The organism is Kitasatospora sp. NPDC058032 (genome assembly GCF_042885845.1).
Classification (GTDB): Bacteria; Actinomycetota; Actinomycetes; order Streptomycetales; family Streptomycetaceae; genus Kitasatospora.
The window spans coordinates 18085-36086 of sequence record NZ_JBHVRK010000019.1; the positions used below are offsets into that span (position 1 = coordinate 18085).

Sequence of the window (18002 nt, forward strand, 5' to 3'; positions counted from 1 at the left end):
GGGGCGGCCGGAACCGGCCGCTCAGGGCGAGTCCGGGGTGGAGGTGACCGAGAAGACCGCGCCCTGCGGGTCCCGCACCACGGCCATCCGCCCGGCCTGCATGTCGAACGGCGGCTGGATCACCGAGCCGCCGGCCTTGACCAGGGCGTCCACCGTGGAGTCGGTGTCGTCCACCGAGAAGTAGGCCATCCAGTGCGAGGGCGTGCCCGGCGCCAGGTACCCGGCGACCGGCTGCATGCCGCCCACGGTGTGGTCGCCGACGTTGAGCGAGTAGAAGCCCTCCATGCCCTGGATGGTCCCCGGGCGCAGCCCGAACGCCTGCTGGTAGAAGCGGCCGGCCGCGGCGGTGTCGGTGGTGTTGAGCTCGTTCCAGACCAGCGAGCCCGGCTCGTTGACGATGCCCGCGCCGATGAACTCCAGCTTCTGCCAGACGCCGAACACCGCGCCGGTCGGGTCCGCGGCGACCAGCATCCGGCCGGTGCCGCCGACCTCCACCACCGGGTGGATGATCGCACCGCCGGCACCGACGACGGCCAGCGCGGCGGCGTCGGCGTCGTCCGTGGCGAGGTAGGTGGTCCAGGAGACCGGCGGCAGCGGCTGCCCGGACTCCCCGGCCTCGGAGCGGGACATGATCCCGGCGACCGGCTTGCCGTTCAGCGAGCACACGGCGTAACCGCCGAACTCGGCCGGGCCGACCTCGCCCTGCCAGCCGAACAGGTCGCGGTAGAAGTCGAGCGCGGCCTGCTGGTCGCTCGTCGTCAGGTCCACCCAGCAGGGGGTGCCGGGCTTGTACGGTGCGGTGACTACGGGCATTCCTTGGCCTCCAAGCGATGGTCGTCCGCCGCGGGGCCGCCGGGGCGGCGCGGGCGGTGGGGCCGCGCGGCCGACGGCCGTACACCGCCCACGATCGCCGGGCCTCCGCGATCCCGCCACCGGACGGCGTCCCGGCGGGTCGCCGCCGGCCGGACGCTCACCGGCGGACGTGCGGGCGGTCACGGCGCGTGGTGGTGGCCGCCCTCGGTGAACAGCGGCCGCGGCTCGCCGCTCTGCGCGTAGTCCTTGAGCCGGACGAGCAGCTGCGCCCAGGTGCCGGCCACCAGCGGCACGCCCTCCTCGCTGCCGGGCTGCCAGCCGCCGTGCCGCAGCAGCAGCCGGGTGCGGTGGCCGGGCTCGCCGCGTTCGTCGGGCCGGTCGGCGAGGTCCCAGCTGATCCAGGTGCCGGCCCAGTGCGGCGGGAAGGCCCCGGCGTTCGTCCACACCACCCGGTCCGGGCCGGTGCGCTCACGCCGCAGCCGGTAGGGCTCGGGGTCGTCCGGGAGGTCGAACAGCAGCACGTCGTCCTCCCGCTCCACATCGGTCGTCCACCAGGAGGTCAGCCCGTCGTGGGTGGTCAGCGCGGCCAGCACGACGGCCGGCGGTGCGGCGATGTCGAGCTCCAGGGCGATCTCGGCCATGGTTCCGCCTTTCGGGCCTGCGGCTCCCCCCGGCGTGTGCGACAGGCCCACCATGGCACGGGCCCGCAGGCGCCGCGCCCCGGAGCGCCCGCCCGCTCAGCCGCCGGAGCCGTAGGTGGTGTTGGCGCAGATGTCGTCGTCGGCCGAGCGGGCGTCGCCGGTCACGCTGGTGGGCAGCGGGGCGGGCGTTCCGGGGGCGGACGGGGCCGCCGAGGAGCTCGCGGCGGCGCTCGCGGCAACCGTGGCGCCGTTGGCCGCCGCGAAGTCCTTGCCGACGATCACGGTGACGCCCGCCGAGGTGCCGGGCTCGACGATCGCGCCGGGGAACACCGCGGCGACCTTCTCGGCGTTCGCCTTCTGCCCGGAGCCGTACTGGACCATGGTGGTCGTGTACTTGGTGTTGTCCGCCCGGCCCCCGGGGGTGGCGGTGAACTTGGCCGCCTTGAGCTGCTCGGTCGCCTTGCCGGCCATGCCGGCGGCGGTGGTGCCGGTGAGGACGGACACCCTGATGTTCTTGTTGGCGGCGTCGGTGGCGAGCGGGGAGGCGGAGGCGGTCACGGCGGCGGTGGCGGCCGGGGTGCCCGGGTCCGCCGGGGCGGTCGGCGGGGCGGCCTCCGCGGGCTGCTCGCCGGTGGCGTTCTGGCCGTCGATGGTCCGGTCGGCCTTGAGGGTGTCGAAGAGCCTGCCGGCGTCCGGCTGGACGATGTCGATGTTCTTGTCCTGGGTGCGGTAGCGCCAGGGCAGGGTGACGAACTTGAGGTCGTGCAGGTCGATGTTGCGCAGCGACAGGCCGAAGGACATCAGCTTGTCGGCGCTGTCGAGGCCGGGGTCGACGGTCAGCGACTTGGTGGCGGCGTCGGCCAGCGGCAGCATGGTGGTCGGGTTGAGGCCCTGCTTCTTGATCTTGGAGGCCAGCGAGCTGATGAAGGCCTGCTGGCGCTTCATCCGGCCGATGTCGGAGCCGTCGCCGATGCCGTGGCGCAGTCGCACGTAGTCGAGCGCCTGCTGGCCCTCCACCTTCTGCGGGCCCTTCTTCAGGACCACGTTGCCCTTCTTGGGGAGGTTCGGGTTGATGTCGCCCTCGTGGATGTCCTGCGGCAGGCAGACGTCCACCCCGTCGACCGCCTTGGTCATCGCCGAGAAGCCCGAGAAGTCGACCACGATGGTGTGGTCGACGCGAATCCCGGTGAGCTTCTCCACGGTGTTCTGGGTGCAGGCGGGATTGCCGTCGTCGGAGCCGCCGGTGGAGAACGCCGCGTTGAACAGCTGGCTGTTCTCGCCCTTGGTCCACTTGCCGCTGGGCAGCTTGCAGGACGGGATGGCCACCATCGCGTTGCGCGGTACGGAGATGCCGACGGCGTGCTTGTGGTCGGCGTAGACGTGCAGCAGGATCGTGGTGTCCGAGCGGGCGCCGCCCTCCTCGCCGCCGCCGAGGTCGGAGTTGTTCTTGCCGCGGCTGTCGGAGCCGATCATCAGCACGTTGACCGGCTTGTTGCCGTCCGAGTCGGCCTGCGCCTCCGGCGGGCGGTCCGGGGCTATCGCGTCCGCGTCGAAGGACTTGATGTTGCCGTTCAGCTTGTAGTAGATCAGCCCGCCGGTGCCCGCCAGTAGGACGAGCACCCCGGCGGCGGACCAGGCCACGATCTTCTTGGCGCCCCACTTCGGCTTGCGCGCCGCCGCCCTGGCCGCCGCCCGACCGCCGGGCGCCGCCGGGGGCGCGCCCTGGGCGGCACCGGCCTTGCCCTGGGCGGCGCGGCGGGCCTCGGCACGGCCGCCCGGCCGCGGCGCGGGCACCGCCGCGGAGTTCGCCCCGTCGGCCGTGGCCGCGCCGGACGCGTCGTCACCGCGAGCCGCACCCTCGCCCCACTGACCTGACATGCCTGCACCTTTCACCGCCGGGACGCCGCGCCCCCCTTGGTCCGGACGCGTTGCACACAGAGAGACGGTCGAGGCGGTTCTCGGGTTGCACATACGACGGTCGCAATAACCGACGAACTCCCCCGAAATAACGCCCCCACAGCCCCCCAGCCGGTCCGTCGTCCCCCAACAGACCCTCGTGGATCATACAAAGCGATGATTGCCCCCGGGTGATTCCCGCACCGGAACGCTCAGCGCTGCTCCTTGCCGATCCGGGCGCCGCCGGGGCCGGCGGCGGCGGCCGGCGACCACCGGTCGCGGGTCACGTGGGAGGTCGACCGGCGCAGCGGCGCCGGCGGTTGCGGTGGCCCCGGTGGAGCGGCGGGCTCCAGGACCGCTCCCAGCCCCAACACCAGGCGGAACAAGGCCCGTTCGGTGTGGTCCGCGCCCTCCCCCGGACCGGAGTCGAGGAACGCGCTCCACAGCCGGGCGGCTTCGGAGGCCCGGCCGGACGCCTCGCGCCGGACGGCCGGCGCCGGGGAGCCGGTCAGACCCGCCGGCAGCCCGAGTCCCGTCGCGAGGTCCGCCGTCTCGGCGGCCGGGTCCTGCGGCGCTCCGGACGGCCCCGGGCACGACGAAGGCCCGGGTCGGAGGTGGTCCGACCCGGGCCTTCGCACCGGTGGGGCGCCAGGGGCTCGAACCCTGAACCTACGGATTAAAAGTCCGCTGCTCTACCCATTGAGCTAGCACCCCTACACCGTGGACATCATGCCAGACCGGACCGTGCGGTGCGGCCGAATACGGGCCCGGGGACCGGCCGGCGGACGGGCCACGGGCGGGCGTGACCCAGGTCACTTTTGCGCGGGCTTGGCCCGGAGCCGGGCGCGTGTCACTATTTCTGCACGCCCACCCTGCCCAAAACCCGTTCCGGGGGCGGGGGTTGAGTGTCACAGCCGCCGGTCCGCGCAGGTCGGACCAGGTCCGCGGCCGACACGAGCACTGGTTCCCCCTCGGTAGTCCGCCACCCGCCCGAGCCGCGGCGTGCGCGGGGGGAGGACCGCGCACGCGCCGCACTCGCACGTCCGCACCGCCGCACGGCCCGCGACGCGCTGCGCCCCACACACGCACGCCACGACTGGACAGGTGGAGGAAGAATGTCGGAAAGCGCTTTCCTGGAGAACTTCTACACGGCCATCGAGGGAACCGCCCGCGTGGTGGAGGTGCCCTTCGAGCGCGACACGGTCTGGCCGGTCCTCACCGCCTACCAGGACGTGCTGGAGGAGTCGGTGATCTCCTTCCGGGTGCAGAACAGCCCGCGCGGCGCCGATGACCTCGACTGCCGGTTCACCATGCTCCCCCGGGGCCTCGACCCCTACGCCGTCGCGCTGGCGAACGGCCTGACCGAGCCCACCGACCACCCCGTCGGCCGGCTGCTGGCCGAGGTGCACGGCGAACTCCCGATCGACAGCTGCGGCGTCGACTTCGGGGTCCGCGCCGGCTTCACCAAGGCCTGGTCCTTCCCCACCATCGAGCGGCTGCTGACGGTCCGCGAGGTGATGGCGCTGCCGTCGGCGCCCGAGAGCATCGCGGCCCACCTCGACACCTTCGAGCGCTACGGGCTGGCCGACATCGTCAGCACGGTCGGCATCGACTACGGCAGCCGCACGGTCAACCTCTACTTCGGCGGCGGCGCCTCCGGCCGGGTGCCGCGGACGACCTTCGAGCCCGACGGCGTCCGTTCGCTGCTCGGCGAGCTCGGCCTGCCCGCGCCCAGCGACGAGCTGCTGGCGTTCAACGAGAAGGCGTTCGTCATGTACGCCACGCTGAGCTGGGACTCCCCGGAGATCTCGCGGATCACCTACTCGGTGATGACGCCCGAGCCGCTGGCGCTGCCGGTCACCGTCGCCCCGCAGATCGTGCGGCTGGTGAAGGAGGCCCCGTACAGCACCGAGGGCCGCAACTTCGTCTACGGCGTCACGGTCACGCCCAAGGGCGAATACCACAAGATCCAGTCGTACTACCAGTGGCGGCGCCCGGTCGAGAAGATGCTCGTCGCCGAGAAGTAGGACCCGCCGCGGCGGCGCCCGCCGAGGGCCCGCCGGGGACCGCTCCTCGGTCCCCGGCGGGCCCTTCGCCGTCCCGGCACGTGGCCGGGCGCCGGCTGCCGCCGGATCCACTTCCTCACGAGAACTCCGGATGAGCGATCTCCATGCAGAAACGACACGGGGAGCTGAGTTCGTTGTCCCTACCCGCCGCAGCCGAGGGGCTGTCGGAGCAGCGCGGGACCCGGCCGGTCGGCACCGGTCGGGCGCGCGCCAAGGCCATCGTGCTGGGCGAGCACGCGGTGGTCTACGGAGCCCCGGCGCTCGCCCTCCCGATGCCGCAGCCGGCCGTCACCGCCACCGCCGGGTACTCCGCGCAGTCGCCCGCCGACCCCGACGACTTCTCCCTCACCATGACCGGCGACCGGGCCCGGCCGAAGGCCACCCAGGCCTCCGACGGACTGCACCGGCTGACCGCCGAGTTCCGGGCCGTCATGGGCGTGCCCGACACCCTGCACCTCGACGTGATCATCGACTGCGCGATCCCGGTCGGCCGGGGGCTCGGCTCCAGCGCGGCCTGCGCGCGGGCGGTGGTCCACGCGCTGGCCGACCTCTTCGGGCGCGAGGTGTCGCCGCAGCTGGCCTTCGACCTGGTGCAGACGGCCGAGAACGTGGCGCACGGGCGGGCCAGCGGCGTCGACGCGATGGCCGTCGGCGCGAAGGCCCCGCTGCTGTTCCAGGCGGGCCGGGCCGAGGAGTTGCCGATCGGCTGCGAGGGCCTGTTCATCGTCGCGGACAGCGGCGTCGCGGGCCGCACCAAGGACGCCGTCGAGCTGCTGCGCCGCGGCTTCGAGGACCGTCCGGGCTCCCGGGCGGCCTTCGTGCGCCGGGCCACCGAGCTCACCGAGACCGCCCGGCTGGCGCTCGCCGAGGGCCGGCCGGAGCAGCTCGGCGCCCAACTCACCGACTATCACGGACTGTTGAGGGGCAGCGGGCTGAGCACCGAGCGGATCGACGGAATGGTCGAGGCCGCGCTGGCCGGCGGCGGCCTCGGCGCCAAGATCACCGGCGGCGGGATGGGCGGCTGCGTCATCGCGCTGGCCCGCGCGGAGCAGGCCGCCGAGGTCACCCGCCGGCTGCTGGCCGCCGGCGCCGTCCAGACCTGGTCCGTCCCGCTCGGGAAGCAGGCCGGCCATGGCAGTTGAGCAGCCCGTCGCCGTGCCCGACCACCCGGCCGCCGCCGGCGACGCCACCGCCGTCGCGCACCCGAACATCGCGCTGGTCAAGTACTGGGGCAAGCGGGACGAGCGGCTCGTCCTGCCGTGGACCGACAGCCTCTCGCTGACCCTGGACGTCTTCCCGACCACCACCCGGGTCCGGCTCGCCCCCGGCGCCGCGCACGACGCGGTCGCGCTCGACGGCGTGCCGCTGCGAGGCGAGCCGCTGCGCCGGGTGATCGCCTTCCTGGACCTGGTCCGCGAGCGCGCCGGACTGCCGCTGCGCGCCGTCGTGGAGACCGGCAACACCGTGCCCACCGGCGCCGGACTGGCCTCCTCGGCGAGCGGGTTCGCCGCGCTGGCCGCCGCCGCCGGCGCCGCCTACGGACTGGGCCTGGACGCCACCGGGCTGTCCCGGCTGGCCCGGCGCGGCTCCGGCTCGGCCTCGCGGTCGGTCTTCGGAGGCTTCGCCCTGTGGCACGCCGGACAGCCCGGCCACGCCGACCCCGACCTCGGCTCGTACGCCGAGCCGCTGCCGGTGCCGGTGCGCGCGCTGGACCCGGCGCTGGTGGTCGCGGTGGTCGACGCCGGGCCCAAGGCGGTGTCCAGCCGGGAGGCGATGCGGCGCACCGTCGACACCTCGCCGCTGTACCGGCCGTGGGCCGCGTCCAGCCAGGCCGACCTGGTCGAGATGCGGCAGGCGCTGGACCGCGCCGACCTCGACGCGGTGGGCGAGATCGCCGAGCGCAACGCGCTCGGGATGCACGCCACCATGCTGGCGGCGCGCCCGGCGGTGCGCTACCTCTCGGCGGCCACGCTGACCGTGCTGGACGCCGTGCAGGAGCTGCGGCGCGCCGGGGTGGCGGCGTACGCGACGATGGACGCCGGGCCGAACGTCAAGGTGCTCTGCCGGGGCGCGGACGCCGAGCGGGTGGCCGCGGCGGTGCGCGGGGCCGTCGGCAACGGTGCGGTGCACCTCGCCGGGCCGGGGCCGGGCGTCCGGCTGCTGGGCCCGAGCCCGGACGCGGACGCGTGAACGGCGCCCGCCCGCCGGTGGTGCGGCGCGCGCCGGGCAAACTGTTCGTCGCGGGCGAGTACGCGGTGGTGGAGCCGGGCGGCGCGGCGATCCTGGTGGCGGTCGACCGCCACATCACCGCCACCGTCACCGAGCCCGCCGCCGGCCCGGGCGTCCTGCTCTCCTCCGACCTCGCCGCCGCGCCGGTGCGCTGGCGGTGGCGGGAGGGCCGGCTCGACCCGGTCGGCGCGGCGGACCCGGCCCGGACCCGGCGCGAGCTGGCGCACGTCGTCGCCGCGGTCGAGACGGTCGCCCGGCTGCTGGCCGAACACGGCCGACCGGAGCTGGAGTTGGACCTCGCGATCAGCAGCCGGCTGCACCAGGACGGCGTCAAGTTCGGCCTGGGCTCCAGCGGCGCGGTGACCGTGGCGACCGTCGCGGCGGTGGCCGCGTACGCCGGCCTGGCGCTGTCGGCCGAGCAGCGGTACCGGCTGGCCCTGCTGGCCTCGGCCGGGCTCGACCCCAAGGGTTCCGGCGGCGACCTCGCCGCCAGCACCTGGGGCGGCTGGATCGCCTACCGGTCGCCCGACCGGACCGCCGTGCTCGACCTGGCCCGCCGCCGGGGGGTGGCCGGGGCGCTGGCCGAGCCCTGGCCCGGCTTCGCGGTGCGCCGGCTGCCGCCGGTCCCCGGGCTGGCCCTGGAGGTCGGCTGGACCGGCACCCCGGCCTCCACCGCGGACCTGGTGTCCGGCCTGCACCGGCGCGGCCCGCGCGGCACACCCGCCCACCGGCGGTACACGGCCGCCGCCGAGGACGTCGTACGGGCCGCCGCCGAGGCGTTCGAACAGGGTGACCGGCCGGGTCTGCTGGAGCAGATCCGGTGCGCCCGAAGGGAGTTGGCCCGGCTCGACGACGCGGTCGGGCTCGGCGTCTTCACCCCCGCCCTGACCGCCCTGTGCGAGGCCGCCGAGGCCGTGGGCGGAGCGGCCAAGCCCTCGGGCGCCGGGGGCGGCGACTGCGGCATCGCGCTGCTGGACACCGCGCACGGCGGAACCACGGACAGCGGGACCGCGGACGCGTCGCCCGACATCGACCAGCTACGGGAGCGGTGGGCCGCGGCCGGGGTACGACCCCTGGCCCTGCGTCCCGCCCTGGAAGGGAACGAGGAATGATCTCGCAACGCAAGGACGACCACGTCCGGCTCGCGGTCGAGCAGCAGCACGGCCACGTCGGGCGCAACCAGTTCGACGAGGTGTCGTTCGTCCACCACGCCCTGGCCGGCATCGACCGGCCCCGGGTGTCCCTGGCCACGACCTTCGCCGGCGTCTCCTGGCCGGTCCCGCTGTACATCAACGCGATGACCGGCGGCAGCGAGATGACCGGCCGGATCAACCGCGACCTCGCGATCGCCGCCCGGCGGACCGGGGTGCCGATCGCCTCCGGCTCGATGAGCGCGTACTTCAAGGACGAGTCCTGCGCCGGCACCTTCAGCGTGCTGCGCGAGGAGAACCCGGACGGCTTCGTGCTGGCCAACGTCAACGCCACCGCCTCGGTGGAGAAGGCGCGGCGCGCCGTCGACCTGCTGGCGGCCGACGCCCTGCAGATCCACGTCAACACCGTCCAGGAGACGGTCATGCCGGAGGGCGACCGCTCGTTCTCCGCCTGGGTGCCGCAGATCGGCAAGATCGCGGCGGGCGTGGACGTCCCGGTGATCGTCAAGGAGGTCGGCTTCGGGCTCAGCCGGGAGACCGTCCTGACGCTGCGTGAGCTGGGCGTGCGGGTGGCCGACCTCGGCGGCCGGGGCGGCACCGACTTCGCCCGGATCGAGAACGGCCGGCGCGACCTGCGCGACTACACCTTCCTGGAGGGCTGGGGCCTGTCCACCGCCGCCTGCCTGCTGGACGCACAGGGCGTGGACTTGCCCGTGCTGGCCTCCGGCGGCGTGCGCCACCCGCTCGACGTGGCCCGGGCGCTGGCGCTCGGCGCCCACGGCGTCGGGGCGTCCGGGACCTTCCTGCGCACCCTGATGGACGAGGGCGTGGACGCGCTGGTCGACCAGCTCACCACCTGGCTCGACCAGTTGGCGGCGCTGATGACCATGCTCGGCGCGGCCACCCCCGCCGACCTCACCCGCTGCGACCTGCTGATCCAGGGCTCGCTGCGGGAGTTCTGCGCCGACCGCGGCATCGACACCGGGTTGTTCGCCCGGCGCTCCGCCACCACCGCCGCCACCGACGACCTCACGGGAGGCACCCGATGACCGACGAACACGCCGTCGCCGGCGTCCCGATGCGCTGGGTGGGACCGGTGCGCATCTCCGGGAACGTCACCAGCACCGAGACGCACGTGCCGCTGGCCACCTACGAGTCCCCGCTGTGGCCCTCGGTGGGCCGCGGCGCGAAGGTCTCCATGCTCGCCGAGCGCGGCATCGTGGCGACCCTGGTCGACGAGCGGATGACCCGCTCGGTGCTGGTCGAGGCGACCGACGCGCAGACCGCGCTGGCCGCCGCCCGCTCCGTCGAGGCCCGCTTCGAGGAGCTGAAGGAGGTGGTGCGCGGCTGCAGCCGTTTCGCCGAACTCGTCGGCGTCCGGCACGAGATCAACGCCAACCTGCTGTTCGTCCGGTTCGAGTTCACCACCGGCGACGCCTCCGGGCACAACATGGCGACGCTCGCCTCCGACGTGCTGCTGCAGCACCTGCTGCGGACGGTCCCGGGCATCTCCTACGGCTCGATCTCGGGCAACTACTGCACGGACAAGAAGGCGACCGCCGTCAACGGCATCCTGGGCCGCGGCAAGAACGTGGTCACCGAGCTGCTGGTGCCGCGCGAGGTGGTCACCGGCGTGCTGCGCACCACGGCGGCGAAGGTCGTCCAGCTGAACGTCCGCAAGAACATGCTGGGCACCCTGCTGGCCGGCGGCATCCGCTCGGCCAACGCCCACTTCGCCAACATGCTGCTGGGCTTCTACCTGGCCACCGGGCAGGACGCGGCCAACATCGTCGAGGGCTCGCAGGGCGTGGTGATGGCCGAGGACCGCGACGGCGACCTGTACTTCGCCTGCACCCTGCCGAACCTGATCGTCGGCACGGTGGGCAACGGCAAGGGGCTCGACTTCGTGGAGAGCAACCTGGCCCGGCTCGGCTGCCGGGCCGACCGCGAGCCGGGGGAGAACGCCCGCCGGCTGGCCGTCATCGCGGCGGCGACCGTGCTCTGCGGCGAGCTCTCGCTGCTCGCGGCGCAGACCAACCCGGGCGAGCTGATGCGCGCCCACGTCCACCTGGAACGCGGCAAGGCGACGGAGAAGGTCGGGGTGTAGCGCATGTCCACGAGTACCACCGCCACCGCGGTCGGCATCCACGACCTCTCGTTCGCCACCACCGAGTTCGTGCTGCCGCACACGGCGCTCGCCGAGCACAACGGCACGCCGGTCGGCAAGTACCACGTGGGCATCGGCCAGCGGTCGATGAGCGTGCCGGCCGCCGACGAGGACATCGTCACCCTGGGCGCCGCGGCCGCCGCCCCGATCGTCGCCCGGCACGGCGCGGACGGGGTCCGCACCCTGGTGTTCGCCACCGAGTCCTCGATCGACCAGGCGAAGGCCGCCGGGGTGTACGTCCACTCGCTGCTCGGGCTGCCGTCGGCGACCCGGGTCGTCGAGCTCAAGCAGGCCTGCTACGGCGCCACCGCCGCCCTGCAGTTCGCCCTCGGCCTGATCCACCGCGACCCCTCCCAGAAGGTCCTGGTGGTGGCGAGCGACGTCTCCAAGTACGACCTGGACAGCCCCGGCGAGGCCACCCAGGGCGCCGCCGCGGTGGCCATGCTGGTCACCGCGGACCCGGCGCTGGTGCGGATCGAGCCGCCCTCGGGCCTGTTCACCGCGGACGTCATGGACTTCTGGCGGCCGAACTACCGGGACGCCGCGCTGGTCGACGGCCAGGAGTCGATCGGCGCCTACCTCCAGGCCGTGCAGGGCACCTGGAAGGACTACGCCGAGCAGGGCGGCCGGCCGCTGGAGGACTTCAGCGCCTTCTGCTACCACCAGCCGTTCACCAGAATGGCCTACAAGGCGCACCGCCACCTGCTGAACTCCGCCGGGTACGACACCGACGAGACGGCCGTCCAGGAGGCGCTGGGGCTGACCACCGCGTACAACGAGGTGATCGGCAACAGCTACACCGCCTCGGTGTACCTGGGCCTGGCCGCGCTGCTCGACCAGGCGGAGGAGCTCGACGGGCGTTCGGTGGGCTTCCTCAGCTACGGCTCGGGCAGCGTCGCGGAGTTCTTCGCCGGGACGGTCGTGCCGGGCTACCGGGCGCACCTGCGCACGGCGGAGCACCGGGCGGCGGTCGAGCGGCGCCGGCCGATCGGCTACGACCGCTACCGCGAGCTGCACCTGCGGTCCCTGCCGACGGACGGCGGCGACCATCCGACCCCGGAGCAGACCACCGGACCGTTCCGGCTGGCGGGGATCAGCGGGCACAAGCGCCGCTACGAGCGGCGCTGACGGCGCGTCTGGTCCCGACACGGAGCACCCGCGGATCCGTTGACGGGCGGTGTTGCCGCCCGCCCGGCAGCGGATCCGCGGGGTTGTCGGTGCTCAGGTGCCCCGGTGCCCCGGTGCCCCGGTTTTCAGCTGCTCAGCTGCTCAGCTGCTCAGGTATCAGCTGCTCAGCTGCCCGGGCCGGCGGCGCAGGGCGATCGCGGTGAGCTCCTCGATGTCGAACTCCGAGCGGCCCGGCGTCCCGTACCGGGTGATCTTCCCCCGGCTGACCCACTTGCGGATGGTCGCCTCCGAGACGCCCGCGGCGAGCGCGGCGACGTTCGTCGGCACCAGCCGGTGGCGGGGCGGACGGCTCAGACCGCCGCCTCTCGCCGCTGGTCCATGAGATGCCGTAGCGTGAGCCATTCGCGTATCCCCCATGAGTGTCCGGACGAGCAGCCGATGCTGCTCCGTCCCCCGGTGTGCTGCTGCGGTGAGGTGTCGATCGTCCCCGGGCAGCCGTCCACCACGCAGTCCCTGGTGGACGGCGCGGGGCGGTCGGCGGCCTCGGGGTCGATCGCGTTGAGCAGTTCGACCCGCAGCTCCTCGATCTCGTCGGCGAACTCGGCGGCCGGCGGCTGCGCGGTGAGCCAGTCCAGGTGACGGCCGAGGAACCGCGCCAGGTGCGGCACGGAGCGGATCCCCGTGGCGGCGCCGGGCGGCTGGGCGCCGAGGCGCTCGCTGCCCAGCCGCTCGGTGCCCAGCCGCTCGGCGGCGAATCCCGACCAGGACTCCAGGATCGCCACGATGTTGTTGCGGGCGTCGATCGCCGCCAGGTTCAGCCGGTCCCGGCGGCGGGTCCCGGAGACCCTGGTGGGGTTGCGCCGCCGGGGCTCCGACTGGATGTGGTGCAGGCACTCCCGGTGCAGCTCCGGGAGCGCCCGCAGGGTGCGTTCCAGCTGTCCGATGCACGGGGCGCAGAGGACGGAACCGGCGGCGGCGGGGATCGCCCGTCCGTGGTTCCTGGGACACGAGTGGAACTCCATCGAATCTCCTTGGTGCGTGCGTGCGACACCCGGATTCCCTTGCCCGGCCGGTCAGTCGGTGGGAATCCAGTCCCGCCGGATGTGCGGGGTCTCGATGCCGAGCGACTTCATGTGCTCGATCGGGTTGGTGTACTCGCGGCTGGCGGCGATCAGGCCGTCGCGCAGCGTGAAGCCGTGGATGAAGTGGTTGCGGTAGCGGCCCTCGGGATAGCCGGGGAAGCGGATCGTCCCCTCGCCGTCGCACTCGACCATGATGAGGTCCGGGTCCTGGGTCTCGTAGAGCCGGACGTCGGACCACTGCCAGTCGGGCAGGACCTCGAGGGAGAGCTCGTTGTGGCGCTTCAGCTTCTCCCGGCCGGTGACCACGATGGGCCGGCCGATGTCGGTGTAGAAGAGGGCGGCGGTGCCGTCCTCGGTGTAGAGGGTGTACCGGCGCAGCCGGGCCTCGGGGCCGGTCTCCAGGTACTGCTCGACGGCCCGCCGGTTGCGGGCGCGCAGGTCGTGCCGGTCGGTGAAGATCTGTGGCGAGGTCATGACATCTCCGGGGCGGTGGGCGGGGTCGGCGCGGAGGGTGCTCCGCGCGGGGGTCACGGCTGGAGCCGGCTGATCCCCCAGCCGTCGGCGGTGCGGTCGTAGCGCAGCCGCTCGTGCAGCCGGTCGGTGCCGTCGGCCCAGAACTCCAGGACGTCGGGCACCAGTTCGAATGCGGTGTAGGACGCGGGGCGGGGCAGCGGCTGCTGCGGGCGGCCGAGCTCCAGCGCCTTGGCCCGGATCTCCTCGAAGTGCTCGAGGTCCTCCACCGGCCGGCTCTGCTGCGAGACGGTGGTCATCGGGTGGGTGAACACCGCCCGGGCGGCCCACAGCTCCTCGGCGGTGGTGTCCGGCAGCTGCCGCACCGGCCCGGCCAGGATCACCTGCTGGCTGGTCTCCCGCCAGTACAGGACGCCGGAGGCCCAGGGGTTCTCCGCCAGCTCCCGGCCCTTCTGGCTGCCGGCGTGGGTGGCGAAGACGATCCCCCGCTCGGTGATCCGGTTGATCACCAGGATCCGGGACGAACTGCGGCCCCGGGCGTCGGCGGTGGCCAGCGCGAGGGCGCGCGGCTCCCGCACCCCGTGCCCGGCCGCGGCGGCCAGCCAGGAGTTCAGCAGGCCCATCGGCTCGGCCGGCGGGGTGCGGAACTCCGGAAAGTCGACGACGACCGTCCCGGTCAGCGACTCGGAACGCCTCGACAGGTCAGACATGCAGGACTCCTTCGATGGTGATGACGCCGTGGCCCGAGACCTCGACGCTGTCGACGCGGTCCCCCTCGCCGTGCACCAGGGCGCCCATCGGCGAGGGGCGGCCGATCTCGACGCCCTGGGTGATCTCGATGCGCTGCCCGTAGGCACCGAGACCGTGCCGGGCCAGGTGGATGGCGATCGGGCCGGCGGCGGAGCCGGTCGCGGCGTCCTCCACCACCCCGTACGCGGGCGAGAACATCCGGTTGCGCCAGACGGTCCCGGCACCGGCGATGCAGTTGGTGGCCATGTCCGGGAACCGGGCCAGCGCCCGGTGGTCCGGGTCCACCTTGGACAGCGCCTCGACGCTCTCGAAGCCGACCAGGACGTGCCGCGGGCCGTTGCGGTAGATCTCCACCGGGAGCGTCGAGCCGCTCACCCCCAGCGCCCAGAGCAGTTCCTCGGCCCGGTCGAACGGCTCCCAGACCGGCACCGGCTGGCGCATGCTGGTCGCGACGGTCCGGCCGCCCTCCCGCTCCAGCTCGAACGGGATGACGCCCATCGCGGTCTCGATCCGCAGCGTTCCGGCCTCGGTGCGGTCGCCCAGGGCGATCGCGGTGCCGAGCAACGGGTGTCCGGCGAAGGGGAGTTCGTTCACCGGGGTGAAGATCCGCACATGGTGGTCCCCGCCCTCCCGGGGGGCGAGGACGAAGGTGGTCTCGGAGAGGTTCATCTCCCGGGCGATGCGCTGCATCTGGTCGGCGGACAGGTCGTCGGCCCCGAAGAAGACCGCCACCGGGTTGCCGGTGAGCGGCCGGCGCGCGAAGGCGTCGACGACGACGTACTGGTGCATGGGTCCTCCCACTCGTCATTGGGAACGCGGGGCACCGCCGCGGCGGCCGTGCAGAGCGGGCGCGGCGGGCAGGGTGAAACCGGGCAGCGTGGAGCCGGCCATGGGTTGAGCCGGTCACGGGTGGAGCCGGTCACGGGTGGAGCCGGCCACGGGTGGAGCCGGCCACGGGTGGAGCCGGGCAGCGTGGAGCCGGGCCGGCGCGCACGGGGGGGTGATGCGCCGGCCCGGCGGTCCCGGGCGGATCAGGCGGGGTCGGGGACCCTCGCCGGGCCGAGCAGTCCGGACAGGGCGGTGGCCACGATCCGCGGCCCCTCCCGGGTGAGGACGGACTCGGGGTGGAACTGGAGCGAGGCGAAGCCGGGCCCGCGCAGCGCGTGGACCTCCCCGGTCGCCGGGTCACGGCTGACCCGGACCGGGCCGACGCCGTGGGCGGGGAACTCCTCCGCCGCGCTCAGCAGGGCGAAGGTGTTGTAGAAGCCGACCCGTTCGACGGTGCCGAAGAGGTCGATCTCCTTCTGCACCCCCTGGTTGGGCACCGTCCGGCGGCGGATCGGCAGCCCGAGCCGCAGCCCGAGCACCTGGTGGCTGAGGCAGACCGCGAGGAACGGCCGGCGCTCCGCCAGCAGCGTGTCGATCGCGCCGCGCAGATGGCGCATCTTGGGATGCGCGGCCTCCTGCGGGTCGCCCGGCCCGGGCCCCATCACCACCAGGTCGTGGCCCTCGAAGGAGTACTCCTCGTCGAACCGGCGGACCGTGACGCGCAGGCCCAGGGAGCGCAGCTCCTGGTCGATCATCGAGGTGAAGGTGTCCTCGGCGTCGACCACCAGGACGCTCCGCCCGGCGAGTTCGGGCCGGGCCGAGGCGCGGTCCTCGGTGTCGGCGAGCCAGAAGCCGGCGATCGAGTCGTTGCGCGACTCCAGGGCTCGGAGCACGCTCGGATGGTCGGCGAAACGTTTTTTCGCACCGCCGTCGAGCGCGGCGACCAGGCCGGCCGCCTTGGCCCTGGTCTCCGCCGCCTCCGAGGCCGGGTCGGAGTGCCGCACGATGGTGGCGCCCACGCCGATGCCGATCCGCCCCCGCGGGGTGATGTCCGCGGTCCGGATGAGGATCGCGGAGTCCATCACCCGCTCCCCCGCCGCGTCCCGCCCGATCAGCGCGACGACGCCGCTGTAGTAGCCGCGGCCGCCCCGTTCGTAGCGGTGGATGATCCGGCAGGCGCTCTCCACCGGGCTGCCCGTCACGGTGGGGGCGAACATCGTCTCGCGCAGGACGTCCCGCACGTCGCGGTCGGTGCGGCCCTCGATGAGGTACTCGGTGTGCGCGACCCGGGCCATCTCCTTGAGGTACGGGCCGACCACCCGCCCGCCCGTCCCGCAGATCCGGGACATCATCTTGAGCTCCTCGTCGAGCACCATGTAGAGCTCGTCGGTCTCCTTGCGGTCGCTGAGGAACTCCAGCACCCCCGAGAGGGTCGGGCCGGACGCCGGGTAGCGGTAGGTGCCGCTGATCGGGTTCATCACCGCGGTGCCGCCGCGGAGGCTGACGTGCCGCTCCGGGGAGGCGCCGACCAGGGTGCGGGTGCCGGTGTGGACCAGGAAGGTCCAGTAGGCCCCGGACTCCCGCTCCAGCAGCCGGCGGAACAGCGCGGGCGCGCTGAGCGGCCCGTAGTCGGTGATGTCGGCGACGAAGGTGCGCCGGATGACGAAGTTGGCGCCCTCGCCGGTGCCGATCATCTCCTCGACGATGCGGCTCACCACCTCGCCGTACGCCTCGTCGCCGACGTCGAACGCGCCGCCGGCGAGCGTGGTCGGCACGTCCGGGAGGCGGACCAGCGCGTCCGCCAGCGGCACCCGCTGCTGGCCGGTGACGGTCATCGCCACCAGCGGCGTCCCGTCGTCGGCGGCTGCGAAGCCGCGCTCGGCGAGCTGCCGGTAGGGGACCACCACGAGCACCTCGTGCCGCTCCCCGGCGCCGGGCTCCGGGGCCGCGGGCAGCGGGATGTCGGCGAGCACGGCGGGCAGGGCGACCGAGCCGGTCAGCACCTCCACCACCGGGCCGCCCTCGGCGGCGGCGCCCGGCCGGTGCAGCAGGGCGAAGGCCTCCGGACGGCCCTCCAGCACCTCGCGGAGCAGGTCCGGAGCGCCGTGCTCGGCGCCCCGGCCGTGCGGGCGGTGTGGACTGTGCGGGCTGTGCGTCATGCGAACAGCCCCTTGACGGTGGTGACGCGGGCGCAGCGCTCGGCGGCATAGGTGAGCGCCGAGCGGTGGTACTCCGCCGAGAAGTCGGCGGTGGCGTCGGCGACGAAGAACACCTGGATGTCGTTGGTGAAGGCCTCGACGGCGGTGGCCAGCACGCCCACGTGGGCGTAGACGCCGCAGAGCACGAGCTGGTCGCGGCCGGCGTCGCGCATCCGCTGGAGCAGGTCGGTGCGGAAGAAGGCGCTGTAGCGCCACTTGGTGAGCAGCCAGTCGTGCTCGGCGGGCGCCAGGGCGTCCACCACCTGGCGGTCCTCCGGGGCGGGGCGCATGCCGGGGCCCCAGAAGTCCTTGAGGAGTCCGCGCTCCTCGTCGGTCATGCCGCCCGGCTGGGCGGTGTAGGCGACCGGGACGCCCAGGGCGGCGCAGCGGTCGCGCAGCCGGGCCGCGTTGCGCACCAGTTCGGTGCGCGGGTCGTCGGGGAGCGGGTCGAGGAAGTACCGCTGCATGTCGTGGACGAGCAGGACCGCGCGGTGCGGCTCGGCGGTCCAGGACACGACGGCCGGCGGCAGGTCGCCCTCGGCCGGTAACGGGTAGGACGGAATGGGGGGTATGCCGGTCATG

The 18002-nt window shown here is 73.9% G+C and carries 17 protein-coding genes and 1 tRNA gene; 7 read left to right on the plus strand and 11 right to left on the minus strand.

Annotation, left to right across the window (positions count from 1 at the left end; genetic code table 11):
- Nucleotides 1-21 precede the first annotated feature (21 nt).
- From ACFVUH_RS26705 to ACFVUH_RS26720, 4 genes are all read right to left on the minus strand, one after another.
- Complete coding sequence (locus tag ACFVUH_RS26705) at nt 22-813, minus strand: VOC family protein (RefSeq protein WP_387915745.1); 792 nt, start codon at nt 811-813, stop codon at nt 22-24.
- A gap of 179 nt (nt 814-992) precedes the next feature.
- The gene (locus tag ACFVUH_RS26710; protein WP_355366889.1) at nt 993-1454 is read right to left on the minus strand and encodes an SRPBCC domain-containing protein; all 462 of its coding nucleotides are present in this window, start codon (nt 1452-1454) and stop codon (nt 993-995) included.
- 96 nt (nt 1455-1550) lie between these two features.
- Nucleotides 1551-3332, minus strand: a complete 1782-nt coding sequence (locus ACFVUH_RS26715; RefSeq protein WP_387915747.1) for an LCP family protein — start codon at nt 3330-3332, stop codon at nt 1551-1553.
- Between the two features lie 659 nt (nt 3333-3991).
- Nucleotides 3992-4064 (minus strand) — tRNA-Lys (locus ACFVUH_RS26720).
- Between the two features lie 401 nt (nt 4065-4465).
- Here ACFVUH_RS26720 and ACFVUH_RS26725 point away from each other — a divergent pair.
- The 7 genes from ACFVUH_RS26725 to ACFVUH_RS26755 all read left to right on the plus strand — a co-directional run bounded on the left by ACFVUH_RS26725 (nt 4466) and on the right by ACFVUH_RS26755 (nt 12091).
- A complete protein-coding gene (locus tag ACFVUH_RS26725; RefSeq protein WP_387915749.1) occupies nt 4466-5377 on the plus strand; it encodes an aromatic prenyltransferase in 912 nt (303 codons plus the stop codon).
- 143 nt (nt 5378-5520) lie between these two features.
- The gene (gene mvk, locus ACFVUH_RS26730) at nt 5521-6558 is read left to right on the plus strand and encodes a mevalonate kinase (RefSeq protein WP_387915750.1); all 1038 of its coding nucleotides are present in this window, start codon (nt 5521-5523) and stop codon (nt 6556-6558) included.
- The gene (mvaD, locus tag ACFVUH_RS26735; protein ID WP_355366910.1) at nt 6548-7606 is read left to right on the plus strand and encodes a diphosphomevalonate decarboxylase; all 1059 of its coding nucleotides are present in this window, start codon (nt 6548-6550) and stop codon (nt 7604-7606) included. Before mvk ends, mvaD begins: the two co-directional genes overlap by 11 nt.
- Nucleotides 7603-8757 carry a phosphomevalonate kinase gene (locus ACFVUH_RS26740; RefSeq protein ID WP_387915752.1) on the plus strand — a complete coding sequence of 385 codons (1155 nt, stop codon included), beginning with the start codon at nt 7603-7605 and terminating at the stop codon, nt 8755-8757. The genes mvaD and ACFVUH_RS26740 overlap by 4 nt, the downstream gene beginning before the upstream one ends.
- On the plus strand, nt 8754-9845 hold the full coding sequence (gene fni, locus ACFVUH_RS26745) for a type 2 isopentenyl-diphosphate Delta-isomerase (protein WP_387915754.1): 1092 nt from the start codon (nt 8754-8756) through the stop codon (nt 9843-9845). The genes ACFVUH_RS26740 and fni overlap by 4 nt, the downstream gene beginning before the upstream one ends.
- On the plus strand, nt 9842-10903 hold the full coding sequence (locus ACFVUH_RS26750; protein ID WP_387915756.1) for a hydroxymethylglutaryl-CoA reductase: 1062 nt from the start codon (nt 9842-9844) through the stop codon (nt 10901-10903). The genes fni and ACFVUH_RS26750 overlap by 4 nt, the downstream gene beginning before the upstream one ends.
- 3 nt (nt 10904-10906) lie before the next feature.
- Complete coding sequence (locus tag ACFVUH_RS26755) at nt 10907-12091, plus strand: hydroxymethylglutaryl-CoA synthase (protein WP_355366922.1); 1185 nt, start codon at nt 10907-10909, stop codon at nt 12089-12091.
- A 156-nt stretch (nt 12092-12247) separates the two neighbouring features.
- On the opposite strand, the gene ACFVUH_RS26760 is transcribed toward ACFVUH_RS26755, so the two are convergent.
- The 7 genes from ACFVUH_RS26760 to ACFVUH_RS26790 all read right to left on the minus strand — a co-directional run bounded on the left by ACFVUH_RS26760 (nt 12248) and on the right by ACFVUH_RS26790 (nt 18001).
- A complete protein-coding gene (locus tag ACFVUH_RS26760) occupies nt 12248-12418 on the minus strand; it encodes a hypothetical protein (RefSeq protein ID WP_387915759.1) in 171 nt (56 codons plus the stop codon).
- A gap of 23 nt (nt 12419-12441) precedes the next feature.
- On the minus strand, nt 12442-13113 hold the full coding sequence (locus ACFVUH_RS26765; RefSeq protein WP_355366924.1) for a hypothetical protein: 672 nt from the start codon (nt 13111-13113) through the stop codon (nt 12442-12444).
- Between the two features lie 51 nt (nt 13114-13164).
- Entirely contained in the window at nt 13165-13647 is a 483-nt protein-coding gene (locus ACFVUH_RS26770; RefSeq protein WP_355366927.1) for a PhzA/PhzB family protein, read from the minus strand.
- Nucleotides 13648-13700: 53 nt separating this feature from the next.
- A complete protein-coding gene (phzG, locus tag ACFVUH_RS26775; protein WP_387915760.1) occupies nt 13701-14354 on the minus strand; it encodes a phenazine biosynthesis FMN-dependent oxidase PhzG in 654 nt (217 codons plus the stop codon).
- Complete coding sequence (locus ACFVUH_RS26780; protein WP_355366933.1) at nt 14347-15183, minus strand: PhzF family phenazine biosynthesis isomerase; 837 nt, start codon at nt 15181-15183, stop codon at nt 14347-14349. The genes phzG and ACFVUH_RS26780 overlap by 8 nt, the downstream gene beginning before the upstream one ends.
- Nucleotides 15184-15425: 242 nt before the next feature.
- Nucleotides 15426-17381, minus strand: coding sequence for an anthranilate synthase family protein (locus ACFVUH_RS26785; protein ID WP_387915761.1), 1956 nt, complete (start codon nt 17379-17381; stop codon nt 15426-15428).
- Complete coding sequence (locus ACFVUH_RS26790; RefSeq protein WP_355366939.1) at nt 17378-18001, minus strand: isochorismatase family protein; 624 nt, start codon at nt 17999-18001, stop codon at nt 17378-17380. Before ACFVUH_RS26790 ends, ACFVUH_RS26785 begins: the two co-directional genes overlap by 4 nt.
- Between the last annotated feature and the right edge of the window lies 1 nt (nt 18002).